This is a genomic window from Halorubrum californiense DSM 19288, assembly GCF_000336875.1.
GTDB lineage: Archaea > Halobacteriota > Halobacteria > Halobacteriales > Haloferacaceae > Halorubrum > Halorubrum californiense.
Genome location: NZ_AOJK01000041.1, coordinates 155,535 through 179,716, shown reverse-complemented (window position 1 = coordinate 179,716; position 24,182 = coordinate 155,535). Strand labels below are relative to the sequence as shown.

Annotated in this window: 26 protein-coding genes; 9 read left to right on the top strand and 17 right to left on the bottom strand. The window is 69.9% G+C overall.

Annotated elements, in window-relative coordinates; translation table 11 throughout:
• The first annotated feature begins 355 nt into the window (after positions 1-355).
• On the top strand, positions 356-874 hold the full coding sequence (locus tag C463_RS09460; RefSeq protein ID WP_008443077.1) for a DUF4442 domain-containing protein: 519 nt from the start codon (positions 356-358) through the stop codon (positions 872-874).
• 58 nt (positions 875-932) lie between these two features.
• Here the strand turns inward: C463_RS09460 and C463_RS09455 are convergent, their stop codons facing one another.
• From C463_RS09455 to C463_RS09440, 4 genes are all read right to left on the bottom strand, one after another.
• Positions 933-1,691: a response regulator gene (locus tag C463_RS09455; RefSeq protein WP_049905766.1), complete on the bottom strand. Its 759-nt coding sequence runs from the start codon at positions 1,689-1,691 to the stop codon at positions 933-935.
• Between the two features lie 78 nt (positions 1,692-1,769).
• Positions 1,770-2,723, bottom strand: coding sequence for an alpha/beta fold hydrolase (locus C463_RS09450; RefSeq protein WP_008443075.1), 954 nt, complete (start codon positions 2,721-2,723; stop codon positions 1,770-1,772).
• Positions 2,724-2,799: 76 nt separating this feature from the next.
• Positions 2,800-3,987, bottom strand: a complete 1,188-nt coding sequence (gene meaB, locus C463_RS09445; RefSeq protein WP_008443074.1) for a methylmalonyl Co-A mutase-associated GTPase MeaB — start codon at positions 3,985-3,987, stop codon at positions 2,800-2,802.
• Positions 3,988-4,407 carry a cobalamin B12-binding domain-containing protein gene (locus C463_RS09440; protein ID WP_008443073.1) on the bottom strand — a complete coding sequence of 140 codons (420 nt, stop codon included), beginning with the start codon at positions 4,405-4,407 and terminating at the stop codon, positions 3,988-3,990. It abuts the gene before it with no gap.
• A 128-nt stretch (positions 4,408-4,535) separates the two neighbouring features.
• Between C463_RS09440 and C463_RS09435 the strand changes: the two genes are divergently transcribed.
• Positions 4,536-5,468, top strand: a complete 933-nt coding sequence (locus C463_RS09435) for a VOC family protein (RefSeq protein ID WP_008443070.1) — start codon at positions 4,536-4,538, stop codon at positions 5,466-5,468.
• Positions 5,469-5,515: 47 nt separating this feature from the next.
• On the opposite strand, the gene C463_RS09430 is transcribed toward C463_RS09435, so the two are convergent.
• The 6 genes from C463_RS09430 to C463_RS09405 all read right to left on the bottom strand — a co-directional run bounded on the left by C463_RS09430 (position 5,516) and on the right by C463_RS09405 (position 12,081).
• Entirely contained in the window at positions 5,516-6,568 is a 1,053-nt protein-coding gene (locus C463_RS09430; protein WP_049905750.1) for a sodium:calcium antiporter, read from the bottom strand.
• Between the two features lie 186 nt (positions 6,569-6,754).
• Positions 6,755-7,456, bottom strand: coding sequence for a phosphate signaling complex protein PhoU (gene phoU / locus C463_RS09425; protein ID WP_008443066.1), 702 nt, complete (start codon positions 7,454-7,456; stop codon positions 6,755-6,757).
• A complete protein-coding gene (pstB, locus tag C463_RS09420) occupies positions 7,457-8,290 on the bottom strand; it encodes a phosphate ABC transporter ATP-binding protein PstB (RefSeq protein WP_008443064.1) in 834 nt (277 codons plus the stop codon). It abuts the gene before it with no gap.
• 1 nt (position 8,291) lies between these two features.
• Positions 8,292-10,058 carry a phosphate ABC transporter permease PstA gene (gene pstA, locus C463_RS09415; RefSeq protein WP_008443062.1) on the bottom strand — a complete coding sequence of 589 codons (1,767 nt, stop codon included), beginning with the start codon at positions 10,056-10,058 and terminating at the stop codon, positions 8,292-8,294.
• Positions 10,058-11,032, bottom strand: coding sequence for a phosphate ABC transporter permease subunit PstC (gene pstC / locus C463_RS09410; protein ID WP_008443060.1), 975 nt, complete (start codon positions 11,030-11,032; stop codon positions 10,058-10,060). Before pstC ends, pstA begins: the two co-directional genes overlap by 1 nt.
• Positions 11,033-11,088: 56 nt before the next feature.
• Positions 11,089-12,081, bottom strand: a complete 993-nt coding sequence (locus C463_RS09405) for a PstS family phosphate ABC transporter substrate-binding protein (protein ID WP_008443059.1) — start codon at positions 12,079-12,081, stop codon at positions 11,089-11,091.
• Positions 12,082-12,297: 216 nt separating this feature from the next.
• On the opposite strand from C463_RS09405, the gene C463_RS09400 reads away from it, so the two are divergent.
• A complete protein-coding gene (locus C463_RS09400; RefSeq protein ID WP_008443058.1) occupies positions 12,298-12,594 on the top strand; it encodes a DUF7853 family protein in 297 nt (98 codons plus the stop codon).
• A gap of 27 nt (positions 12,595-12,621) precedes the next feature.
• Here the strand turns inward: C463_RS09400 and C463_RS09395 are convergent, their stop codons facing one another.
• The 4 genes from C463_RS09395 to C463_RS09380 form a co-directional block, all read right to left on the bottom strand.
• On the bottom strand, positions 12,622-14,838 hold the full coding sequence (locus C463_RS09395) for a (Fe-S)-binding protein (RefSeq protein ID WP_008443057.1): 2,217 nt from the start codon (positions 14,836-14,838) through the stop codon (positions 12,622-12,624).
• 125 nt (positions 14,839-14,963) lie between these two features.
• Positions 14,964-15,677, bottom strand: coding sequence for an energy-coupling factor transporter transmembrane component T family protein (locus C463_RS09390; protein WP_008443056.1), 714 nt, complete (start codon positions 15,675-15,677; stop codon positions 14,964-14,966).
• A complete protein-coding gene (locus C463_RS09385; RefSeq protein WP_008443054.1) occupies positions 15,674-16,408 on the bottom strand; it encodes an energy-coupling factor ABC transporter ATP-binding protein in 735 nt (244 codons plus the stop codon). Before C463_RS09385 ends, C463_RS09390 begins: the two co-directional genes overlap by 4 nt.
• A 6-nt stretch (positions 16,409-16,414) precedes the next feature.
• Complete coding sequence (locus tag C463_RS09380) at positions 16,415-17,014, bottom strand: biotin transporter BioY (protein WP_008443053.1); 600 nt, start codon at positions 17,012-17,014, stop codon at positions 16,415-16,417.
• A gap of 164 nt (positions 17,015-17,178) precedes the next feature.
• On the opposite strand from C463_RS09380, the gene C463_RS09375 reads away from it, so the two are divergent.
• Both C463_RS09375 and C463_RS09370 read left to right on the top strand, forming a co-directional pair.
• Positions 17,179-17,409, top strand: a complete 231-nt coding sequence (locus C463_RS09375; protein ID WP_008443052.1) for a ribbon-helix-helix domain-containing protein — start codon at positions 17,179-17,181, stop codon at positions 17,407-17,409.
• The gene (locus C463_RS09370; RefSeq protein WP_008443051.1) at positions 17,402-18,121 is read left to right on the top strand and encodes a queuosine precursor transporter; all 720 of its coding nucleotides are present in this window, start codon (positions 17,402-17,404) and stop codon (positions 18,119-18,121) included. Before C463_RS09375 ends, C463_RS09370 begins: the two co-directional genes overlap by 8 nt.
• A 53-nt stretch (positions 18,122-18,174) precedes the next feature.
• Here C463_RS09370 and C463_RS09365 read toward each other — a convergent pair whose 3' ends face one another.
• Positions 18,175-19,248, bottom strand: a complete 1,074-nt coding sequence (locus C463_RS09365; RefSeq protein WP_008443050.1) for a hypothetical protein — start codon at positions 19,246-19,248, stop codon at positions 18,175-18,177.
• A gap of 141 nt (positions 19,249-19,389) precedes the next feature.
• On the opposite strand from C463_RS09365, the gene C463_RS09360 reads away from it, so the two are divergent.
• A complete protein-coding gene (locus tag C463_RS09360) occupies positions 19,390-20,121 on the top strand; it encodes a DUF5781 family protein (protein WP_008443049.1) in 732 nt (243 codons plus the stop codon).
• Positions 20,122-20,679: 558 nt separating this feature from the next.
• Here C463_RS09360 and C463_RS09355 read toward each other — a convergent pair.
• Positions 20,680-22,104, bottom strand: coding sequence for a hemolysin family protein (locus C463_RS09355; RefSeq protein ID WP_049905746.1), 1,425 nt, complete (start codon positions 22,102-22,104; stop codon positions 20,680-20,682).
• 207 nt (positions 22,105-22,311) lie between these two features.
• Here C463_RS09355 and C463_RS09350 point away from each other — a divergent pair, with 207 nt between their 5' ends.
• The 3 genes from C463_RS09350 (at position 22,312) to C463_RS09340 (ending at position 23,836) form a co-directional block, all read left to right on the top strand.
• Positions 22,312-22,572, top strand: a complete 261-nt coding sequence (locus C463_RS09350; RefSeq protein ID WP_008443047.1) for a glutaredoxin family protein — start codon at positions 22,312-22,314, stop codon at positions 22,570-22,572.
• A gap of 1 nt (position 22,573) precedes the next feature.
• A complete protein-coding gene (locus C463_RS09345; protein WP_049905745.1) occupies positions 22,574-23,083 on the top strand; it encodes a redoxin domain-containing protein in 510 nt (169 codons plus the stop codon).
• A 126-nt stretch (positions 23,084-23,209) separates the two neighbouring features.
• Positions 23,210-23,836, top strand: coding sequence for an L-threonylcarbamoyladenylate synthase (locus C463_RS09340; RefSeq protein ID WP_008443033.1), 627 nt, complete (start codon positions 23,210-23,212; stop codon positions 23,834-23,836).
• A 33-nt stretch (positions 23,837-23,869) separates the two neighbouring features.
• Here C463_RS09340 and C463_RS09335 read toward each other — a convergent pair whose 3' ends face one another.
• Positions 23,870-24,136 (bottom strand): HAH_0734 family protein, encoded by a 267-nt coding sequence (locus C463_RS09335; RefSeq protein WP_008443032.1) that lies wholly within the window; start codon positions 24,134-24,136, stop codon positions 23,870-23,872.
• Between the last annotated feature and the right edge of the window lie 46 nt (positions 24,137-24,182).

Below are 24,182 nucleotides of genomic sequence, written 5' to 3'. Positions count from 1 at the left end.
CCCACGAGTGACGTCGTGGGGTTCCACGGCCACAGACCGTGCCCACGACGGAGAGGTTCCCCACTCGTCTGAGACGGTGGGGTTGTGGGCCGTGCCAGTACGGCCTCCGACCGAGATAGCGGGCTTCATTTACCGCCACGGTGACGTGCGTATCCTTACCTCGGACTCGGTAGCACAATCCACGAAACGTACCGACATACCTGTTTCCGTCACTGTCGGATTCATCCCACGACTGAAGTCGTGGGCTTTCTCCTCAAACTACTGTAAGTCGCGTGGAGGAGCGTTCGACGTGAAACCCCGGACGGGTTGTCGCCGGTTCCGACACCGGTTTGTCGCCGGCCCACCGCGGATCGGCGTGAGCGATTCCCCGACCGGGGTCGACCGCGACCCCGACCCGCGACCCCTGCGCGAGGACCCGCCGGCGGAGAGCCGCCGGACGCGGCTCTGGCGGCACGGGTTCAACCTCCTGCCCGCGTACCGGGGCACCGGAGCCCGGGTCGACCACATCGCCGCCGGCTGGCGCTACGTCCGGATCCGCGTCCCGCTGAACTGGCGCACCCGCAACGCGGTCGGCACCATCTTCGGCGGGAGCATCTACGGCGCGATCGACCCGGTGTACATGACGATGCTCCGTCGCGTCCTCGGCGACGGGTTCACCGTGTGGGACAAGTCGGCCGCGCTGGAGTTCATCGAGCCCGGCCGCGACACGCTGTACGCGGAGTTCGAGCTACCGGCGTCCGAGACCGAGGCGATCCGCGAGGAACTCGACCCGGGCGAGTCGACCGACCGGGAGTACCTCGTCTCGCTCGTCGACGAGGACGGGGCGGTCCACGCCGCCTGCGAGAAGACGTTGTACCTCCGCCGCGACGGGTGAGGGGTCACCACGACAAGTGAGGAAGTGAGGATCCGCCCCGAGTCGGGATTGGCCCGGCTCAGTCGTCGGCGGCGCGTCCGACGGCGTCGAGCGGCGAGACCGAGATGACCAGCCGGTCGTCCGCAGTGGTACTCACCATCTTCGACTCGGCGAACCGACTCCCGTCCGCCCGGAGCCCCGTACTCGTTCCGCTCCACCGCTCGCCGTCGGTCACGGCCGGGATGATGTGGGTGCGGATGTGTTCGACCTCGTCGTCGGGGTGGAGCCGCTGCCACGGCTCTCCTTCGAGCTCCTCGGGGTCGTACCCGTACAGCTCGCCGTACTCCTCACCGACGAACTCGAAGGTGCCGTCCGGCCCCACGGTACAGACGCCGTCGAGGGTGACGTCTCGGGGGCGACCGTCCTCGAAGCCGGCGTCGAAGCACGCGCCCTCGCCCGCTTCGGCGCGCTTGACGCGACGGAGCAGCACGGTGTAGCCGTCCGCCCCGCCGTGCTTCGAAACGTAGTCGCTGACGCCCGCGCGGACCATCTCGGCCGCTATCTCGTCGGACCCGGTCGCGGAGAAGAGCAGGAACGGGAGCTCCGGTTCGACCTCCCGGGCCGCCAAGAGCAGTTCGACGCCCGTCAGGCCGGGCATGTCGTAGTCGCTGACGACGCAGTCGAAGGACTCCCGCTCCACGCGGCGGAGCGCCTCGCGGGGGTCCGTCTCGACCGCGGTCTCGCAGTCGAGGTCGTCGTCTCGTTCGAGGTGCGTCGCCACGAGCCGGGCCAGTCCCGGTTCGTCGTCGACGCACAGGAGGCGAAACGTGTCCGTCAGGGGAAACACTCGGTAGGTGCCGTAGTTATCCGTGACCGTCCGATGCTCAGGGCTGAGAATCGCCGGGAGAGCCGACCGCTACGCCGTCGCGCCCGCGACGAGCGCCTCCTCGACCGTCTCGACGAACCGCTCGGGGTGTTCGACGTGGGGGAGCAGCCGCGCGCGGTCGAAGACGACGAGCCGCGCGTCGGCGGCGTCGGCGAGGTCGCGCCCCTCGGTGAGGGGACTCACCGTCGCCTCCCGACCCCAGACGATCGTCGGCGGAACGTCCAGGTCCGCGAGCGCGCCGGCGAGGTCGATATCGCTGTTCAGGCTCCCGGAGACGAACGAGGCGGGCGCGAACCGCGCGTTCTCGACGTGGGTCGTGCGCCACTCGTAGTCGGTCCACTCGGCGCTCGGGTTCGCGGGGTCGTCGTAGCCGTGGTCGGCGTTGAAGTGCCGGATCGACGGCTTCGCCGTGATGACGTTGAACAGCGCTCCCCCGACGAGCGGGGCGCGGAGCAGCTCCCGGAGCCACGCCTTGGCCGGGCTCGGCCCCGCGGTCGCCGTCGGGCAGACCGCGACGAACCCGCGCAGCGTAACGCCCCCCTCCGCGTCGCCGTCGTCGACTGCGGCGACCGCATACGCGGCCGACAGCGAAGAGGCGACGACGGCCGGCTCGTCGAACTCGGCGAGGAAGTCGTGGACGAAGTCCTCGTACAGCGCGGCGGAGTACCGGAGCGGCGGCCGGTTGGAGCGGCCGTACCCCGGGAAGTCGGGCGCGACGACGTGGTACTCGTCGGCCAACTCGTCGAACACCGCGCGCCACTCGCCGGAGGACCCGGCGGCGTTGATCCCGTGGAGTAAGAGGAGGTCGGGGTCGTCCGGGTCGCCCGCCTCGGTGTAGGCGACGTCCATCCCGCGCCAGCGGAAGGTGCGGTCGTCGCCGTCGAGCGGGGACTCCAGTTCGCCCTCGTACCGGAGGCCGGTGTTGATGGCTGCGAGCGCGCCGACGCCGAGGGCGGCGCCGCCGAGGAGGTTCCTGAGCTTCATGGAAACCTGTTGGTTCGCTGGCGACTTATACCCGTGGGACGCGACCGGAGGTCGGCGAAGCGCGCGGGAGCGATCGTCACTCGTCGCGGTCGCCGTCCGCGACCTCGTCGACGCAGTCGGCGATCGGGCCGACGATCGCCTCCGCGACCGCGTACGGGTCGGTCTCGCGGTCGCGGACCCGCTCCGCGAGGCGGTCGATCCCGCCCCGGCGCTCGATCTCGGCGGTCGCGAGCGCCCCCACGTCGGCGCGCACGAGCGTGCGGATCTCTTCGGCGTACCGGCGGCGCTCGGTCGTCTCGATCTCGCCGGATTCGCGCAAATACGCCGCGTGCGCGTCGAACGTCTCGATCAGCGCCTCCACCCCCTCGCCGCTGTTCGCGACGGTCTCGAGGACCTCGGGCGTCCACGACTCGTCGGAGTCGTCCGCGTGCCCGTCGGACTCGCCGTGTCCGGAGCCGTCTGCGTGATCGCCGCCGTGGTGGCCGTCGCCGTGGCCCGCCGCGGAGCCGCCCGCGCCGGTCGAGGCCATCGAGGCCGCGCCGTGGTGGCCGGCGCCGCGGCCCGTGGTCCCGCCCTCGCGGCGGTGGACCATCTCCTCCAGCTCGGCGACGGTCCGCTGTGCGCCGTCCATGTCCGCCTTGTTGACGACGAAGACGTCGCCGATCTCGAGTATTCCGGCCTTCAGCGTCTGCACGTCGTCGCCGGAGCCGGGCTGGACCAGCACGGCGACCGTGTCGGCGGTGCGGACCACGTCGACCTCGTTCTGCCCCGCGCCGACGGTCTCCAGCACGACGACGTCTTTCCCGAAGGCGTCGAGCGCCTTCACGGCGTCCGCGGTCGCGGTCGAGAGGCCACCGAGCTGGCCGCGCGCGCTCATCGAGCGGAAGAACACGTCCATGTCGCCGACGTTCGACCCCATCCGGATCCGGTCGCCGAGGACGGCCCCGCCGGTGTACGGCGAGGAGGGGTCGACCGCGATCACGCCGACCGTGTCGCCGCGGTCGCGGTAGGTGGCGGCGAGCTTGTCGACGAGCGTCGACTTCCCGGCGCCCGGCGAGCCGGTGACCCCGATCACGTCCGCGCCGCCGGTGTGCTCGTGGAGCGCGGAGACGATCGCGCGGTACCCCGGCGTCCGGTTCTCGATCTTGGTGATGACGCGGGCGAGCGCGCGGTGGCTCCCCGAGAGGAGGTCCTCGACGAGCGCCGCGTCGGCGTCCGAGAGCGTCGGCGCGTCCGCGAACGCGGGTGCGTCCGACCCGGCCATCTACGCGCGCTCCGGGACGTTGTTCCGGATGAACTCGATCGTCTCCTCCATCGGCGTCCCGGGGCCGAACACCTCGGCGACGCCCAGTTCCTTCAGGTCGGCCTCGTCCTCGTCCGGGATGATCCCGCCGACGAGGATCAGCGTGTCGTCGAACGCGTCGTACTCCTTGAGCCCCTCGATCACCTTCGGGACGAGGGTGTTGTGCGCGCCCGAGAGGATCGAGATGCCGAGGACATCGACGTCCTCCTGAACCGCCGCCTGAACGATGTCGTCCGGCGCCCTGTGGAGCCCGGAGTAGACGACCTCGAAGCCGGCGTCGCGGAACGCCCGCGCGATCACGTGTGCGCCCCGGTCGTGGCCGTCGAGCCCGACCTTCGCGACCAGACACCGGACGGCCCGCTCCTGCTGTTCGGCGCTCATACACTACGCTGTGTCGCGTGCGGGTTTGATTCTAACGGAAGATTGGGAAGGTTCGGAGCGGGCGCAAGCCCGCCCGACCCGGCTCCGCCACCGACGCGTTGAACGCGCGGGCGACCGTAGTTCGCACGATGACCGACACCGACGACCGCGACTCCGGCGCCGCCGCGAGCGGCCGCGACGACCGACTCCCCGCCGAAACGCGGATCGGCCGCGCCGCGCTCCGGGTCGCCGACCTCGACGAGACGACCGCGTTCTACCGGGACGTGGTCGGCCTCGCCGTCCTCGACCGCGACGCCGAGCGCGCGACGCTCGGAGCCGGAGGGACGCCCCTGCTCGTCTTGGAACGCGACGCCGACCGCCCGGCCCGGAGCCGGACCGACGCCGGGCTCTTCCACACCGCGTTCCGGGTCCGCTCGCGGGCCGCGCTCGGCGAGGCGCTCGGGCGCGTCGGGGAGCGGTGGCGGCTCGACGGCGCCTCCGACCACCTCGTCAGCGAGGCGTTATACCTCGACGACCCCGAGGGGAACGGCGTGGAGATCTACCGCGACCGGCCCCGCGAGGAGTGGCCCCGCGCCGAGGACGGAACGGTGCGGATGGCGACCGACCCGCTCGACGTCGAAGGGGTCGCCGCGGCCGCGACCGACGGGAGCGGCGATGGCGGAGCGGGCTCCGAGGCCCTCGTCGACCGCGCCCCCGCCGACACCGACGTGGGCCACGTCCACCTCGAAGTGACCTCGCTGTCGGCGTTCGAGGCGGTGTACGTCGACGGTCTCGGCTTCGAGACCGGGATGAGCGGTCCGGACGTCAGGTTCGTCGCGGCCGGCGGCTACCACCACCACCTCGGCGCGAACACGTGGCGGGGACGGACGACCCCCGCCGCGGGACGCGGGATCGCGTGGTTCGAGGTGGTCGTCCCGGACGCGGCCGCGCTGGAGACGATACGGGCCCGCCTTGGCGCGGTCGCAACCGAGGGCGACGCGGAGTTCGCCGTCGCGGAGCGCGACGACGGGATCGCCGTCACCGACGCCGACGGGATCGAGATCCGGGTTCGGACGGAGTAGCCGAGCGCCCCAGACGCGATCGCGGCCGAGGGCGCCATACGACCCGCTCACCCGACGATCGTCCGGAGCGTCGACTCGGTCAGGAACGTCGTGATTCCGAACGCCTCCGCCGTCATCCACCCGAGGAAGGCGACGTACATCGCGAGGAAGACGTACCCCTCCTCGGTGGTGATCTCGAAGTCCGTCGCGGCCATCACCACCACGACGAGGGTGGTGTAAAACAGGAACAGCAGGAGCGGCACGGAGGTGAGGAAGCCGATCGAGACGCCGCCGGCGAGGATGACGCCGATCGGCAGCGCCGCGACGAGGTTGAACGTGTTCGTCCCGAAGACGTTCGCGACCGCCGCCCGCTTGTCGCCGGCCTTGCCCATCTTCACGCCGACGAGCAGGTCCGGGAAGGAGCTCATCGCCGACAGCACGGTCACGGAGACGAGGAACGACGGCGCGTCGAGCGCCTCGGAGAGCTGTACCGTCATGGTGACCATCGACTCGACGCCGACGAGCACGACGACCATCCCGGCCGCGAACAGCCCGACCTGCTTCGGGAGGTTCGCCGATTCGGTCCGCTTCATGTCCGACGCGCCGCTCTTGCCGCCGGCGAGGAGGACGACGTACACGCCGTACAGCACCAGCAGGCCGACGCCCATCTGCGGGGAGATCCGCGCGAGCTCCCGCCCGTCGGTGCCGAGGACGCCGAGCGCGATCACGCCGAACAGCGCGAGGACGGCGACCATGTAGAAGATGGCGTCGCGGTAGACGATCCCCTGTGTCGTCGTCGTGTCGCCGCTCGTGATGGAGACGGCAGCCGGGATGACCAAGATATTGAACACCGCCGTCCCGATGAGCGCGCCGGCGCCGACGCCGAAGTCGCCGAGGACGAGCACCGAGATGACGATGATCGCGAGCTCCGGGAACGACGTCGCGGCCGCGACGATGAGCCCGCCCTGAATCGCCTGCGAGACGCCGAAGTGGTCGCTGATCTTCGACGTGGTCGACTCGATGACGTTCGCCCCCTTCCAAGTCAGCAAGAAGCCGAGCAGGCCGAGCGCGATCCAGACGGCGAGATGCTGGTCGCCGATGAGCTCGTAGAGTACCGTCACCGTGCGTTCGGTGCGCACGGAGCGGATTAGTGATTCCGGAAGCGGCTGGGCCGGGGCAGCAGTCGGAACCGCACCGGGCCGGGGCAGCAGTCGGAACCGCACCGGGCCGGGGCAGCAGTCGGAACCGCACCGGGCCGGGGCAGCAGTCGGAACCGCGCCCCACCGCTCGCCGCGGAGCGCTCGCCCTCAGTAGATCAGCTCGTCGTCGTTCTCGATCATGTACAGCGTCCGCGCCGCGACGTTGACCGCGTGGTCCGCGATCCGTTCGAGGTCGCGCACCGCGAGCAGCGCCTGCGACACCTCGTCGAGGGAGGCTTCGAGCGCCTCGCCGTCGGTCGGTTCCGGACCGTCGCGCGCGGCGTTGCGGGCGCGGTCGGCCTCCAGCAGCTCGCGGACGACCGCCTCGCTCGCCTCCCGACAGCGGTCGTCGAAGGCGTCGTCGCTGGCGGCGATCTGGCGGCAGGCGTCGGGGTCGCGCGCCGCGTAGGCGGCGACCGCGTCCGCGACCATCTCGCGGGCGCCGTCGCCGAGGGCGCGCACGTCGACGGCGTCGTGGACGCCGCCCTCGGGACCGCCGTACGCCGCGACGTTCGTCGCGAGGTCGGCGACGCGTTCGAGGTCGGTGATGATCTTGAAGGAGGCGGTGACGAGCCGGAGGTCGCCGGCCACCGGCTGCTGGAGCGCCAACAGCTCCGTACACTCGTCTTCCAGCGCGAGGTACGTCTCGTTGACCTCGTGGTCGGTCTCGATCACCGACCGGGCGAGTTCCTCGTCGCCGGAGACCGCCGCCTCGATCGCGTCGTCGAGCCGGTCGCAGACGGTCTCGCCCATCGCGACCACGTCGGCTCCGAGCTCGTCGAGCCGAGCCTGGTAGTTCTCGCGGGGCATCTATCCGAACTTCCCCGTGATGTAGTCCTCGACGCGCTGTTCCTCGGGGTCCTCGAATATTTTCGCGGTGTCGTCGTACTCGACCAGCTCGCCGCCCGTGAGGAAGACCGCGGTGCGGTCGGAGATCCGGGCCGCCTGCTGCATGTTGTGCGTGACGATGATGACGGTGTACTCCTCCGCGAGGTCGTCGATGAGGTCCTCGATCTTCGAGGCCGCGACGGGGTCGAGCGCCGAGGTCGGCTCGTCCATCAGAATGACCTCCGGGTCGGGCGCGATGGCGCGGGCGATACAGAGCCGTTGCTGTTGCCCGCCGGAGAGTTCGAGCCCCGAGGAGTCGAGTTGGTCTTTCACCTCGTCCCACAGCGCCGCCCCCTTCAGCGACTCCTCGACGCGCGCGTCGACGTCGCCGTCGAACCCCTGGATCTTCAGCCCGTACGCGACATTGTCGCGGATCGACTTCGGGAACGGATTCGGCTTCTGGAACACCATCCCGATCTTCCGGCGTAAGGCGACGGGGTCGACGTCGCCGTCGTACACGTTCTTGCCGCCGAACTCCACGTCGCCCTCGACGCGGCAGATCTCGATCATGTCGTTCATCCGGTTGATACACCGGAGGAACGTCGACTTCCCGCAGCCCGAGGGGCCGATGAGCGCGGTGACGCGCTTCTCCGGGATCTCCATCGTCACGTCGTCGATCGCCTGTTCGTCGCCGTAGAAGACGTCGAGGTCGCGGGCCGCCACCGCGGTGCCGGCGGCGGGCGCCGCGCGGTCGTCGTTCGAGTCCGCCTGTACCTCCGTCGTGATCAGCGAGTCGTCTGATGTGGTGTTGCTCATGTTAGCTCCCCCGTTCCGCGCGGTTCCGCAGCAGGATGGCCGTTCCGTTCATGCCGACGAGGATGATCAGCAGCGTGATAACGCCTGCGGCGACGACGCCGTACCGGAAGTCGGCCTGCGGGAAGCCGGCCCACGTGTAGATCTGCATCGGCATGGCGCTGAACCGGCTGAACAGGCTGTCAGGCGCCCTGAACACCGTCGTCGCCGCGCCGATCATGATTAGCGGCGCGGTCTCGCCGATGGCGCGGCCGAGCGCGAGGATCGTTCCGGTGAGGATCCCCGGCATCGCCTCGGGCAGGACCACGTTCTTCGTCGTCTGCCAGCGCGTCGCGCCCATGGCGTCGGAGCCGCGCCGGAGGTCGTCCGGCACGGACCGGATCGCCTCCTGCGCGGAGATGATCGTGATCGGGAGGATGAGCAGCGACAGCGTCAGCGCCGCGGTCACCGCCGTCCCGATGCCGAGCCCGAGGAGGTTCGCGAACAGCCCCAGCCCGAGGAGCCCGTAGACGACCGACGGCACCGCCGCGAGGTTCGCGACGTTGACCTGAAGGATCCGCGTCAGCGTGCCGAGCGGGCCGGTCCCCGGCGTGTACTCCTCCAAGAAGACCGACGTGCCGACGCCGAGCGCGAACGACAGCACGGCGACCAGCGCGATGATGATGACGGACCCGACGATGGCCGGGTAGAGGCCCGCGTCCGTCGGCGTCCGAGAGGGTGCCGCCGTGAGGAACGACCCGTCGAGCCACGGCTCGGGGGTCGGGAACCCGAAGGTCTGGACGACCAGCGCGCCGGCGATCACGCCCCCGGCGAGGAGGAACGGGAGCCCGAGCCCGGCGAGCCCCTCGCCGGCGTCGACGACGCGGGAGACGTACACCGCGGTCGGCACGCCGGTCAGGACGAGCACGAGGAGGACCGTGGGGGCAGGGAGTCCGGCGCTCGACGCCAGGAATCCCCCGGCGGTCGCGACGACGAGCGGAGCGCCGCCGACCGCGACCGCGGCGGTGCGGCCCCGGCGATCGCCGACGAGGAGCGCCCCGGCGGCCGCGACCGGGATCGCGATCGTCCAGAGGTAGATGAGGAGGTCCGACGGGTACGTCGCGACGACCTCGCGGAGGAAGGCAGCGGCGACCAAGCCGACGAGACCGACCGGCACCGTCGCGGTCTGTGCCCGCGGCGACGAGCGAAGCCGACCGAGCGCGTACAGCCCGACGGCCGGGAGGACGCCGAGCGTGTACGCGAGGAACCACAGCAGCGGGTCGAACACGAGGAACAGCGTGCCGGCGGCGAGCCCGACGGCGACCCCGCCGACGAGCCGACCGAGGAGGCCGAAGCCGACCGCCCCGACGCGGCCGCCGCTGCCGACGTACGCGAGGTACGCGGTGACCGGGGCCGCGACGACGAAGAGGTACGCGAGCTGCCAGTTGAGTCGCGGGATCGGGACGACGAGCGCCTCGATCGCGGTGAACAGCGCGGCGACGGCGACGAGGCCGCCGCCGAGCGCGCCGAGCGCGCGCCGGGTCACCGCGGCGTCGTCCGCGCTGTACAGACAGAACGCGAGGAAGGGCACGACGAGCGTGAGGAAGTACGTGAGCAGCCACTCGGGGCTGGCGTTCGCGAGGTCGAAGGCGTCGATGGCGACGTACACGAGCAGGACGCCGAGCGCGACGAGGCCGAACACGCTCGCGCCCAAGGAGAGGTACTCGAAGACGATCCCCCGGACGCGGCTGACCTCGCCGAAGCCGTCCGCGTTGGCGTTGTCGGTCGCCATCAGTACTCCTCCCGGTAGCGTTGCGCGATGATGTCGCTGATTACGTTCATAACGAGCGTGACCGCGAACAGCGCGAGGCCGAGCGCGAACATGGAGTTATACGGGAGCGTCCCGCCGGTGAGGTCACCGCCGGTGATCTGGACCATCGCGACGGTGATGGTCATCCCCGACTGGAGGAGGACGTCGGCGGGGTTGACGAACGGGATACCGAAGAGGGCCTCTTGGATCTCGGGCATCCGCGCCTGCGCGCCCATCGCGACGACGACGATCATCGTCTCGCCGATGGCGCGGGAGACGGCGAGGATGTACGAGGAGGCGATCCCGGAGATCGACGCCGGGACGACGATGCCCGTCGACACCTCGAACTTGGTCGCGCCGAGCCCGTAGCCGGCCTGTCGCAGTTCGTCGGGCACGGCGCTCATGGCGTCCTCTGAGATCGACGACACCATCGGGATCGTCATGATCCCGACCATGATCGACGCCGCGAGCGCGTTGAACGTGCTCATCTCGGGGAACAGCGTCGCCTTCAGCGCCGGCGTGACGTACACGAGCGCGAAGTACCCGTACACGACCGTCGGGATGCCCGCGAGGATCTCCAGTAAGGGTTTCAGGATCGACCGGGCGTTCGGCGTCGCGTACTCGCTGAGGTAGATGGCGGTGAGCGTCCCGATCGGGATCGAGATGAACGCCGCCGTGATCGTCACCGTGAGGGTGCCGATCAACAGCGGTATGATGCCGAACGCCTGCCCGCCGCCGGCCGGGTTCGGGCTCCAGTTGATGCCGGTGAGGAACTCGGCTATCGGGACCGAGCGGAAGAACACCAGCGCGTCCGACAGGAGCGTGACGAATATCGCGACCGTGGTGAGCAGGGTGATCGCGGCGCACGCCGCGAACAGGCCGCCGTAGGTTCCCTCCTTCAGTCGTGTGAGCCCGCCCCGCCGCGACAGGTCGGGACTCTCTGTGCTGTCTGTCACGAACGGTGAGGTATCGAACGCTGTCGTAAATCAATACACCGGTTCATCGCGCCGGTTCAGCCCTGCGCCCGCTCGATCGCGTCTTCGAGCTTCTGCATCTGTTCTTCCTGCGTCTCCTCGGTGGCGGGCACGTAGCCGACGTCGCCCGCAACGAGGTCCTCGTTCGTCGTCTGCTCGACGAAGTAGCGGGCGAACTCCGCGATGTGCTCCTCGCCCAGCGAGGAGATCGAGGGGTAGGTGAACAGCGGCCGGGAGAGCGGCGTGTACTCGCCCGAGGAGGCGGTTTCGAGGCTCGGCTTGACCGGGCCGTCGCCGTCGTCGATGCCGAGGGCCTTGAGCTGATCGGGGTTCTGGAAGTAGTACGCGAACCCGAAGTAGCCGATGGCGAACTCGCTGCCCGAGACGCCCTGCGCGATGGTGTTGTCCTGCTCCGTGGCCTGATAGTCGCTGGTGTGGCCCTCCTCTTCGAGGATCGCCTCGATGAAGTAGTCGTACGTGCCGGAGGTGTCGGCGGCGCCGAACCGCTCGATCTCCTCGTTCGGGAACTCGTCGCGGACCTCGTCCCACGTCTGGGCGGGGTCGGACTTCCAGATCTGGGCGAGCTCTTCGGTCGTGAGCGAGTCGATCCAGTCGGCGTCGGGGTTGACGACGACGGTGAGCGCATCGGTCGCCGCGATCAGCTCGATGTACTCGACGCCGTTCTCCTCACACAGCGTCTCCTCTTCCGGCTGGATCGGCCGGCTCGCGTTGTTGAAATCGGTGTCGCCCGTACAGAAGAAATTCGAGAAGCCGCCGCCCGAGCCCGTCGAGCTAATGTCGGGGTCGACGCCCGGGTGCTGCTCGGCGAAGTCCTCCATGACCGCGCTCATCAGCGGGAACACCGTACTCGAACCGGCGATGTTGATCGGGCCGGAGAGCTCGTCGCCGCCGTCGCCGCCGTTCCCGCTCTGGGTACAGCCGGCGAGTCCGAGCGCGCCGGCACCGGCGATCGCCGCGAGCGATTTCCGCCGCGTGATTCCCGCTGTGTCCGCGTCGTGGCTAGAAGCCATTACCGATGAGTGGGCGAGTTCTGGTTAAGTAGTATGCTATGAGCGGTACAGGGCGAAGCATACTACCCGGTACGGCTATGTTTTGGAATTTTTTCTATATAACACTATATAGCACCGAATCAGCGGATCAAATCAGTGTCGACGGCGCCGCGGCGTCGGGTCCGGTCGGGAACCGAGACGTGGTTTTAAGTACCCGTGCCGGGAGAACCCGGACGAATGACCCCTCCCACCACCGACGGGCCGCCGGCGCCGACTACCTCCCGGGAGGAGGCGTGGGTGGCTCACGCTGCGCTGCTCGACGCCGCGCGGAATACGACCGACGAGGACGTCGCGTACCGCCGTCCGATCGAGTCGATAGAGCGGGGCGCGGCGCTCGACGACGAGGATATCGCGCTGCTCCGAGACGCGCTCGTCGACTACCTCGGCGACGCGCCGGTGCGCGACCGAGCCCCCGGTCGCGCGCTGTTGCGCCGCACCGACGACGGCGCGGACGCGCTCTCTGGACGCGCGTAGGGGCCGCCGCCGAGCGGTTCCCGATCCCTACGAGCCCGCCTCCACCGCCTCGATCAGCAGCTCCGCAACGTCGACGATCTCCACGTCGTCCTCGAAGTTCCCGGTCTTCCGTCCGTCCTCGAACATCGTCGTACACATCGGGCAGGCGACGACGAACTTCTCGATGTCGGCGCCCGCGTCGGTGTCCTCGACCGCCTCGCGGAGGCGTTCCTCGCTCGGCTTGACCTCTTCCTCGTGTTCCGTCCAGAGCCCGCCGCCGCCCCCGCCACAGCAGAACGAGTCGTCGCGCGAGCGCGGCATCTCGTACAGGTCGGCGCCGGTCGCCCGGATTAGTTCGCGGGGCGCCTCGTACTCGTCATTGTACCGACCGAGGTGGCAGGGGTCGTGGTAGGTGACGGTGTAGTCGAGTTCGTCGCCGGCGAGGCCGAGCCGCCCCGCCTCGACCAGCTCTTCGGCCACCTGCGTCCAGTGGAACACGTCGACCTCTCCCGCCGGGTTCCACGGCTCCTCGCGGTCGAACGGCATCATCGGGTCGTCCGCGAACTCCGCGAAGTCGACCTCGGGGTACTCGTTTTTGATCGTGTTGTACGAGTGCGGGTCGGTACAGACGATGTTCTCGAACTCGCAGTCGGCGAACGTCTCGACGTGGTGGCCCGCCAGTTCGAGGTAGAGGAACTCCTCGCCGATCCGGCGGATGTCGTTGCCGTCCGTCTTCTCGTCGTCGAAGAGGATGCCGAACGAGACGTCGGCCTCATCGAAGAGACGGGCGAGCGCGCGGGCGACTTTCTTGTTCCGGTCGTCGAAGCTCGGGTAGTCGCCGACGTACCAGAGGTACTCCACCTCGGTCTCGCGGGCGTCCGGCACGTCGACGTCGTCGTCGAGGTCGTCCGCCCAGTCGCCCCGCGTCGACTGCGACTCGCCGAAGGTGTTCCCCTTCTGCATCACGTCTTGGAACACGTCTTGGAGGTTCGAGTCGACCGCCCCCTCATCGACGAGCTGGCGGTTCATCTTCGTGAACGACGTGAGGTGTTCGATGTCGACCGGGCAGGCGTCCATACACGCCATACAGGACATACACGACTCCATCGACTCGGCGTCGATGACGCCCCCTTCGTCGGCGACGATGGGGACCGTTCCTCCGTCGTTGACGGCGGCGGAGCTGGCCACGCCGCCGTCGCTGACCGCAGCGGTTCCGCCGTCGGTCGCCACCGGCCCGCCGCCGGACCCCGCAACCGGGTCGTCGCTCACCGACTCGCGGTACGCCTTCAGGTCGAGGATGACGTTCCGCGGGTCGAGGTTGCGCCCGACCGTGTCCGCGGGACAGGCGTCGGTACACCGCCCGCACTTCGTACAGGCGTCGCCGTCCATCAGCTCTTTCCACGTGAAGTCGTCGAGCGACTCCGCGTTCGTGTGATCGAGGTCAGCGGGGACGTTCGGGAGCCGCGCGCCCGCCTGCTCATCGCGGGCGACGACGTTGGCGAACGACGAGATCATGTGGAACGGCTTCGCGTACGGGATCCACGCGACGAACGCGAACGCCAGCAGCGAGTGGCTCCACCAGATGACGCCGTAGGCAGCCTCCGCGCCCGCGGCCGTGAGTCCGGCCGTCTCCAGCCCGGTCGCGAGCGCCATCCCGACGAAACTCACCGTCTCGGTCGCCCGCTGCGGCTGGCCGACCATGCTCACGCCCTCGACGACGAAGCCGCCGACCCCGAGCAGGAAGAGGGTCCAGACGAACGCGTCGTCCTCGAACGAGGTGTGTTTCCCCCACAGTCGGCCCTCGCGGCTCCGGTAGCGACGGAACCCGGCCATGCCGACGCCGACGACGAACAGCAGGCCGAACGCGTCGACGGCGAACTGGTAGGCGAGGTAGAAGTCGCCGACCCAGAAGGATTCGCCCGTGAGCGGGCGGTAGATGTCGATGTCGATCCCGAGGATGGTCGTCGCGACGAGCAGGACGAGGAACCCCCACAGCACGAACGTGTGCATCACGCCGGTGTAGAGGTCCCCGTCGAACTGGTTCTCGTTCGCGAGGACGGTCTTCGTCGCCCCGACCACTCGGCCGGGGAGGTTCGACAGTCGATCGCGGGGGTCCGCGCTCCCGCGCGCGTACGCGGCGAACCGCGCGTAGACGCCGTACAAGAAGACGAGGACCGCGACGGCGGCGAGCCAGTAGAACGCCGCCTTTCCCACCGGACCGATAGTCCAGAAGGTCTCGCGGGTTGCCGCCTGTAAGGGAATCATGATCGATCACCCGGATACGGTCGGGTTAAAACTTGCCACAACGCGGGGATCGTCGCCCGGCGTTCACACGGACGGGGACTCCCTTCGCGGAGACGGACCGTGGGACCTCGCGCGAACGACGGGGGTCAGACGGCCCGAAACAGCGTCGCCGCCAGTAGCGCCCCCGCGAGCGCCAGCGCCGGGACGTCCATCCGAGTGAGGGAAAGCCGCGGCAGCGTCGGGTTCCACGCGAAACAGCGGGCCGAAAGCGCCGTCGAGAGGCGGTCCGCGCGCCTTAGCGTCCGGGTCGCGCCCGCGACGGCGACGCGCTCGATCCGGTCGATGAGCGGGCGTTCGGTGCCGAGTCGGGCCGCCGACGCCTCCCTGACCGCCGTGATCTCCCGCCGGATGAGGGGGAGGAACCGGAAGACGAGCGAGACGCCGACGCCGAGGAACACGCCGGGGCGACCCGGGACTGTCCGCTGGATCGCCGCGCGCGACTCTCGCACCGTCGTCGTGCGGACGTACGCCGCGCTGACGGCGACGACGAGCAGCACGCGGTAGCTCGACAGCGCCGGGTAGACGGCGGCTTCCGGGTCGATCGCCGGCGGGGAGATTTGGACCGTCGCGACGAGCGGCGCGGCGACGAGGAAGGGGAAGAAGACCCTGAACGAGCGCGCGACGCTCGCGAGCGACAGCGACGCGAGCCGGGTGACCGCGAGCGCGAGGACGGACAGGACGGCGAGCCCGCGGGGGGTCGTGTACGCGAACGCCGCGGCGGCGAACGCGACCTGGACGGCGAGTTTCGCCCGCGGGTCGAGCCGGTGCGCGACCGTCGAGCCGGGGACGTAACCGATCATCGCGCGTGAGGCTCGTCGTTGGGAGGCTCGCTCGTCGGGACGTGGACATTGAGGGCGGGGAGTTCGGCGCGCGCCGCCTCGGGCGGAGCGTCCAACGCGATCGACCCATCGGCGAGCGCGATCACCCGGTCGCACCGGTCGATCAGGCCGCGCAGGTCGTGAGTGACGACGACGATCCCCGTTCCGTCCGCCGAGAGCGACGCGAGGTGAGACAGCAGCGAGCGACGGGCGGGTTCGTCGAGCCCCGAGAACGGCTCGTCGAGGATGAGGTGGTCCGGCTCCATCGCGAGCGCGCCGGCGACGGCGACCCGGGCCTTCTCGCCGCCCGAGAGCGCGTCGATCCGCTCGTCGCCCCGCCCGGCGAGGTTGACCGCGTCGAGGGCCGTCGCCACGCGGCGGTCGATCTCGTCGTGGGACAGCCCGAGGTTCTCGGGGCCGAACGCGACGTCGGCCGCGATCGTCGCGGCGACGAAGCTGTCCTCCGGGCGCTGGAACACCATCCCGACCGCCGTCCGCGCCGCGACGAGGTCCTCCTCGGGCGGGACGCCGTTGACGCGGACCTCACCGTCCGTGGGCGAGAGGAGGCCGTTGAACTGACGGACGAGCGTCGTCTTGCCCGAGCCGTTCGGGCCCGCGACGAGGAGGAACTCGCCGTCGTCGACGGAAAGCGAGACCGAGTCGAGCGCGACCGTCCCGTCGAACTCGTGCGTGAGGTCGCTGACGGCGATCACGTCGACTCAGGCCGCCGCGATCGCGTCGTTCTTCACGATGCCGACGGCGGCGGCGATCTTGACCGCCTCGACCGGGACGAAGGCGAGCGAAGAGACGACGAACGCCTGCCACAGCGACGCGTACCACGGGTCGTACTGTATCACCGCGAAGCCGACCGTGCCGAACCCGTAGATGATCGCGGTCCCGACGACCATCGCGCCCACGAGCACCGGCGTCGGGACCGCGTCGACGTCCGAGAGGCTCGTCCCGCGGTGGGCGACGAGTCCGATCACCGCCGCGGCGAAGGGGTACGACCAGAGGAATCCGAGCGTCGGACTGGCGATCAGGTAGCTGAGCCCCGCGGTGCCGCCGGAGAAGACCGGCGCGCCGACCGCGCCGGCGGCGAGGTACAGGACCATCGAGAGCGATCCCCACACCGGGCCGAGCATGATCCCCGCGAGGAACACGCCGAGGACTTGGAGTGTGATCGGCACCCCCGCCGAGAGCGGGTTCGGGAACGAGACGTACGCGAACGCCCCGACGAGCGCCGCGAACAGCGCGGCGCGCGCGAGGTTCGTCGCCGCCTCGTCGCCGACGAGGTCGACGGACTCCGTGTTCGTTGCCATGCCTGAACGGTCTCGTAAACTCACTTCAACGTAGCGGTTTACGAGTTCGGGGCGGGCGGGTGGCGTGGCTGAGCGCGGCCGACCGTCGAGCCGAGCATCCCTGTACTCCCTCGATAATCCTCGGATAATAACGTTCATCCCTACCCGGCGTCCACGACGCGAGTATGCCCAAGATAAGCGTCGAGATCCCGGCGGAGCTGCTCGCCGACCTCGACGAACACGTCGGCGACGACGGGAAGTTCGTGAACCGCAGCGACGCGGTGCGCGCGTCGATCCGGAAGAACCTCGACCTGCTCGACGAGATCGACGCCCGCCACGACCGGCTCGACGACGATTCCGCGTCGACCGCGGCGGGTTCGGAGACGAGCGAGTCGGCGGAGGAGACCGATGAGTAGTCGGACGGCGGCCGGCGAGGCCGGCCCCTTCCGGACCGACCCGCTGGACCGGTCGGCGGTCGCGGCGGTGGCGCTCATCACGCTGTTCACGGTCGCGCTCGGGACCGCGCAGCTCACCGCCGCGAAGGTGCTCGCGCTGCCGCTCCCGTTCTCGCTGCCGGTGGTCGGCGCGGAGATTCTGCTGCCGGGCGCCGCGCTCGCGTACGCGCTCACGTTCCTCGCCTCCGACTGCTACGCGGAGCTGTACGGCCGGCGGGCGACGCAGGTGGTCGTCAACGTCGCGTTCCTCGCGAATTTCATCGTGCTGGCGCTGGTGTGGTCGACGCTCGCGGCGCCCGGGGTCGACCCCGAGGTGTCCGCCGCCTTCCAGACGGCGCTCGGCCCGGCGGCGAACATCGTCGCGGGCAGCCTGCTGGCGTACGTCGTGAGCCAGAACTGGGACGTGTTCGTCTTCCACGCGATTCGCGACCGCACGGGCGAGGGGATGCTGTGGCTCCGCAACATCGGCTCGACCGCCACGAGCCAAGCGATAGACACCGCCATCTTCGTCGGCGTCGCCTTCTACGCCGCCCCGCTCCTGCTCGGGATCGGGCCGGTGTTCGACCCGCCGGCGCTGCTCGCGCTCGGACTGGGCCAGTACCTGCTGAAGCTCGCCATCGCCCTCATCGACACGCCGGTCGTCTACCTGATCGTCGGCGCCGTCCGGGACTGACCGCGCTCGGCAGCGTCCGACCGGGTTGCGCCTCTTTTCGCCTCGCTCGCTGCTCAAGCGACCGCCAGCGCCCGCGCCGCTCGGTCGGGGAGATCGACCGGGACCTGCTCGAAGGAGTCGCCAGCGTCGCGGGTCACGAAGAGCCCCTGGTTCGAGAGCGCCCAGATCTCGCCGGTGGACCGCCCGGTCGCGAGGACCGCTCGATACGTTCCCTCGCCGGTCGGGAGCCCGCGGTCGTCGAGGCGCTCAAATCCGCCAGCGTCGCCCGTCGACCCCGGTGCCTCCACCTCTTCTTCGCCTCCTTCCTCCCCGCCGCGACGGTAGCGGTACAGGTGCGCCTCACCGCGGCGGTGGGCGGCCGTCGCGCTCTCTGCCGCGCTGACCACGGCGGTGTCGGGGTCACCGGGGTCGACCGCGAGCCCCCAGACGTAGCCGTGGTCGAGGCCGGCGTCGCGGACGCGCCACGAGTCGCCGCGGTCGTCGCTCTCGGCGAAGCCGTCGCCGGCGGCGGCGTAGACGCGGTCGGGCGCGTCGGAGTGCGTCGCCATCGCGTGGGTGTCGCGGCGCGACCCCGGCGGGCGGTCGGTCCACGTCTCGCCGCCGTCGGCCGTCAGGGCGAGCGCGCCCGCCTCGATGCCGACGAGCCACCGTTCCGGGTCGGCCGGGGAGGGCTCGATCCACCTGACGTGGTGGGTGTCGGGCCGCGGCGGGAACGACCACTCGTCGGCGGAGGGGAGGTCGGTCAGCCCGCCGACGCGCTCGGCCGTCTCGCCCCCGTCCGCGGAGCGGTACACCCGCGAGGGCTCCGTGCCGATCCAGACGACTTCGGGGTCGTGCGGGCTCGTCGCGACCGCGGTCACCGCGTCCGGGCCGGACCCGTCGGGGCCGAGCGTCGAGGCAGCCACGCACGCGAACCGGCTCCCGCCGTCGGCGGAGCGGAACAGGCCCGCGTCGAACGTCCCCGCGAGGACGCGCGGCGGGGCGGCCGCGCCGTCCGCGTCGGCGGCGGCCTCGCCGCGCGCGACGGAGAGGCACTCGACGCGCTGACCGGAGAGGCGCGTCTCGACCGCGCCGGTCGCGGGGTCGACGATCCGGAGCCCGTCGTCGTAGGCCGCGTAGATGCGCATGGGTCTGGATTCGGAGAGGAGGCTCAAAAGCGTACGCCGGGGCGGGCGGGGTCACGGCGTCGACATGTCTCCGGCGCGCGGGCGACCCGAGGTTCCACGAGCGCAAGAGACTTACCGCCGCCTCCCGTGTGAACTGTACACATGGATCTTCGCGTTCAGGGGGACGTTCCCCCCGACCCGTTTCTCGGCGCCGCGGACCTCTTCGAGACCGAGCGCTCCGTGGAGGCGCCGGTCCGCGTCGTGGTCCGCGATGACCCGGACGAGCGGACCTGGGCCGGCCACTACGACGACCACCACGTCCTGAACGTCTCGCGGCGGGCCGCCACGAGCGCGATGGCGCGCGAACTGGCGATCCACGAACTCGCGCACATGGCCCGGTACGAGGAGGGACACCCCTCGCACCTCCAGTCGACGGAGGAAGCGCTGTACCTCGGGCTCTCCGGCGAAGAGGTCGAGCGTCGCAAGCTCGCGCACTGTTACCAGATCGCGAACCACATGAAAGACATCTACGCCGACGACATCACGCTCTCGGTGGCGCCCGCGGACAAGCTGCTCGGCTTCCTCGAATCGACGCTGGCGGCCGCGGTCGCGGACCGCCCCGACGTGTCGCGCACCGGCTCGCCGCCGGTGACGGCCGGCGCCGACCCGGAGATAACCGCCGTCAACGCCGCGTTCGCGCTCGCGCTCGTGGAGCGGCACGACATCGCCGGCCCCGACCACCGGATCTACGACCTCGCGCGCGCGGCCGGGAGCGACACGGACGCCGTCGACGTCGACGCGTTCAAAGATAGGTTCCTCGACCTCGGCCACGACCCCTCCGAGAGCGACTACCGGAAGGCGCTCGTGGCGGCCGCCCGCGCGTACGCCGTTTAAACACGGTGCGCGGACAGCCGGGTTGAAGCGAGGCGAGAGAGAGACGGAACCGGATTATTCGACGATTTTTATAAACGGAACTGCGGCGGCGCGTGCCTGTGAGCGCCCGAAGGGCGCGAACCAGCACGCGCGAGGGAGTCGCGAGCGGTGCGAGGTGCGAGCCGAGAGGGACCGCAGGTCCCTCAAGCAGCCGGCGCGAAGCGCCGGCGACGAAGCGAGCACCTCGATTGCGAGCGGTGAAACCGCGAGCAGCGGGCGACGAGGCTGGGGAGGCGTGAGGTGCGGTGCCGTGCGGGGCGGGACTCAAACGGGCAGCCGCGAAGCCGGCGCACGCTCGTTGCGCGCCTCGATCAGTCGCTCGCGCTGCTCACTCCTTCGCTGCGGTGCTTACGTCGCCTGCGCCGGCTTCAGGGCTGGGGCTTTGGAGGTGGTGTCTATCGTTCCGTGGTCAATCACGTATAGCCGAGCGACTGAGGCTTTGGCGGTAGTCGCGGCTAAATCACCATCAGCCGATTATAAACAATCGCTCCGGGCTCCGAAAACGTCGTATTCCGCGTCCTATTCCGCGTCGTTCTGCGCGGGTTCGCCGTCGCCGTCCGCCTCGACCGCCGCGTCCCCGTCGGTCGAGTCGGTCGTCTCCACGGGCGCGCTCGAGTCTGCCGCCGCGGCGCCGCCGTCGAGGACGGTGACGCGCGCCGACATGATCCGAGTGTTGTCGACGCGCTCGATGCGGATCCGGATCTCGTCGAACTCGATCTCTTCGCCCTCCTCGACGAGGCGGCCGGCGCGGTTGAAGACGAAGCCGGCGAGCGTCTCGAACTCCTCGCCCTCGGGGAGGTCGATCCCGAGGATCTCGTTCACCTCGTCGATGTTCACCTCGCCCTGGACGACCGCGACGTTCTCGTCGACGAACTCCACCGGGGCCTCCTCGTCGCCTTCGAGGATCTCGCCGACGATCTCCTCGACCATGTCCTCGAGGGTGATGATCCCCTCCGTGGTCCCGAACTCGTCGATGACCGTCACCATCTGGAGGCGGTTGTCCTGCATCTCCGCGAGCAGTTCGTCGGCGTTCTTCGACTCGGGGACGTGGAGCGTCGGTTTGACCACCCGCTCCAAGGAGGGCGTCCCCTCGGAGTAGCGCAGCTCGCGGACCAAGTCGCGCACCGTCACCACGCCGATGATGTTGTCGAGGTTCCCCTCGTAGACGGGGACGCGCTCGTGGTCGGCCTGGATACACGTCTCGATCGCCTCCTCGACGGAGTCATCCTTCGCGACGGCGGTGACGTCGAGCCGCGGCGTCATCACCTCCTTGGCGATGGTGTTGTTGAACCGGAAGATGCGGTCGAGCATCTCCCGTTCCTCCTCCTCGATGACGCCCTCGCGCTCGCCCGTCTCGATGATGTCCTGGATCTCGTCGCGGGTGACGTACGTTGACTCGATGGCCGCCGAGCCGCCGATGATGCTGTTGACCCCCTTGACGATGTAGTCGAAGAGGACGACGAGCGGGTACAGCGCGTACTCGGAGGCCTTCAGCGGGCGGGCGATCCGGAGCGCCCACGACTCCGTGTTCTCGACGGCGTACGACTTGGGCGCGCTCTCGCCGAATATCAACACGAGCGTCGTGATCCCGAACGTCGTCGCCAGCACGGACTGGCCGCGGGAGAGGTAGATCCCGAACAGCGCGGTGGCGATGGAGGTCATCGCCACGTTGACGATGTTGTTGCCGACGAGGATCGTCACCAGCAGCCGGTGGGGGTTCTGTTTCATCTCGCGGATCGTCTTCGCCCCCGTCACTCCCTCGTCGACGAGGCTGTCGATGCGGTGTTGCGGCAGCGAGAACATCGCGATCTCGGACGAGGAGAAGAACGCCGAGAGCCCGACCAAGAAGAGGATCGCGACGACGCCGAGGGCGGTGATAACCCCGTCGCCCGGCATCGGTACTTGAAGGACATCGACCACCGGCGCGCTAGACGACAAGCCCATATTCGTTTGTCTTCCGTCGGCCCGCGATTAAAGCGTTCCCTTCGACTACCCTCGAAGCGCCCCGCCAGTCGCCGCGGCGCGTGTCGAGACTCGCTGGGACGCGCACCGCTCGCCGCTCACCGAACCCGTCTCCGAGGGTGCCGCTGCCGACACGATGCCCGTGCCGCTGCCGACACGATTACCCGTCTTGCGGGCGAATCCGGAGACATGAGCGAGCCACAGATCACCCTGTACCGGCTCCAGGCGTGTCCGTTCTGCGAGCGCGTGGTCCGGACGCTGAACGAGCTCGACCTGGAGTACCGCTCCCGGTACGTCGAGCCGATGCACTCCGAGCGCAACGTCGTCAAGCGCGTCTCCGGCGCCCGGAGCGTCCCGGCGATCGTCGACCGCGAGACCGGCGTCACCATGTCCGAGAGCGCGAACATCGTCGAGTACCTCGAAGGGACCTACGGCGAGGGAGGTGCCTGAGATGGTCGACTTCGACGTCGTCTCCTTACCCGAGACGGACCACGTCGACGAGGGCGACACGGCGCCCGACTTCACCCGCCCGCTCGTGAACGGCGAGTACTGGGAGGACCGCGCGCTCGCCGACGTCGTCGACGGGCCGACCCTGCTGCTGTTCCACCCGATGGACGGCGCCTTCCAGGGGACGTACCTCTACAACACGGTCGACGACCACGGGTGGAGCGACGACGTCGACGTCCTCGGCGTCTCCATCTCGACGCCGTACGCCCACAAGCGCCTGCTCGCCGAGCGCGGCGACGGCGTCCGGATCTTCTCGGACCCGGGCGCTGACGTGATCGAGGAGTACGGCCTCGCACACGAGATAGACGGGATGACGGGGATCACGGAGAGCCGCCCGGCCGTCTTCCTCCTCGACGCCGACCGCACCGTCGAACACGCGTGGGTCGCGAGCGAACACCCCGAGTTCCCCGACTCAGAGGCGATCGGCGACGCGGTCGCCGACCTTGTCGACTGACCGGCCGTCGCCGACTGCCGCGATCACTGCCCGTCGCCCGCTCGCGCGATCGCGACCGCCCGCGGCGGTGCGAGCGCCGCGCACCCACTCGTCACCCTTTTTCAACTCCGCGTCGAACGGACGACCGTGACAGCCGACACGAGCGACGATTCGGACCGAGCCGACGAGCTGCGCGCGGCGGCCGCCGCCGTCGACCGCGGGGACCTCGTCGTCTACCCGACCGAGACGGTGTACGGGCTCGGCGCGGACGCGCTCCACGCGGCCGCCGTCGAGCGCGCCTTCGAGCTGAAGGGCCGCGACCGGTCGAACCCCCTCTCGCTCGGCGTCGCGAGCGTCGACGACGCGCTCCGCTACACCCGGCCGACAGAGCTGGCGGTCGCCTTCGCGCGGGCGTTCCTCCCCGGCCCGGTGACCGTCGTCGTCGAGCGGGGCGACCGGGTTCCCGACGCGCTCACCGCCGGGCGCGACCGCGTCGGGATCCGCGTGCCGGACCACGACCTCGCGCGGGCGCTACTGGCCGAGACCGGGCCGCTCACCGCGACGAGCGCCAACGTCTCCGGGACCGGTAGCGTCACGAACCCGGCCGACCTCGACGACCGGATCCGCGATGGCGTGGACGCCGTAATCGACGGCGGAGAGACGCCCGGCACGGAGAGCACGGTCGTCGATCCCGAGGCGGGGACGATCCACCGGCGCGGCGCGATGGCCGGCGCCATCGAGGCGTGGCTGGCGGACCCGCCGGTGGACGACTGAGGAGAGCCGGGAGAAAACGTCGGTCGTCCGGGCTTAAACGGAGAGTTCGCCCTTCGCTTTGACCACGTTCAGGTCCTCGGCGTCGACCGTCTCGACGTCGAGCCAGTGGGGGACGTACTCGCGTTTGTCGTACGCCTCGCGCTCGTCTTCGGTGCCGACGGTACACCAGAGCTGCGGCTCGTCCGGGCCGTGCCAGCCGCCCTGAACGTTGATGCCGAAACAGACCAGCTCCTCGCCCTCGTGCTCGATCACCGCGTCCTTCCGGATGTCGGGGTCGCCGCGGATGATGAGGTGGTACATGTGCTGCGGTTCGCGTGTTCCGGGCTTAATCGCTTCGATACCGCGG